We start from the raw sequence: 491 nt of genomic DNA, 5'->3' as shown, positions 1-491 counted from the left end.
TGCGTAGAGCACCTTTTGGGAAAACGTCCATGTGTCGAATGCGGGATCGTTGGCGATGTCGATGACGCTTCTGCCAAAGGCTGTCATCCGCAGCGCGGTGAAGTCGGGCAGGACGGATTCGTCAAGGAAGCGATCTGTTGGCGGGGTTGGTGATGACATGGGCTTTAGTTTCCTTTCTTAACGAGGTTGTCCATGTTGAACTGGTCTGCACCGCCGAGAAACGCGCCGGTGGTATCCCGGTCAGCGGCTACAGGCTGGGCGGTTGTGGTGCTACGCGGGGCCTGGTCTAATCCGCGGGGCCGAGTGGCGTGTTCTTTGCGTATGGCGGCCATCATGTTTTTGACCGCGGTATATGACACCGCTCGTCGGCTGCCGTTGTTGGCCATCAGGCGCTGGCATGCCTCTTCCAGGATTGGTTTGTTGCCGTGTTTGCCCATCGAAAGCACATTTCGGCAAGACTGGTACGCCTGGGCCGGGATGGCTTTCGCCGC

The 491-nt window shown here is 58.9% G+C and carries 1 pseudogene; it reads right to left on the bottom strand.

Annotated elements, in window-relative coordinates:
* Positions 1–164: 164 nt before the first annotated feature.
* Positions 165–491, bottom strand: a pseudogene (locus HMPREF2993_RS06160) (IS21 family transposase); the annotation flags it as partial.

Origin of the sequence: Corynebacterium sp. HMSC068G04, assembly GCF_001814885.1 — a bacterium.
In the GTDB taxonomy this organism is placed as follows: domain Bacteria; phylum Actinomycetota; class Actinomycetes; order Mycobacteriales; family Mycobacteriaceae; genus Corynebacterium; species Corynebacterium hiratae.
Note: the sequence above shows the minus strand (reverse complement) of the source record. Positions and strands in the feature narration are given on the sequence as shown.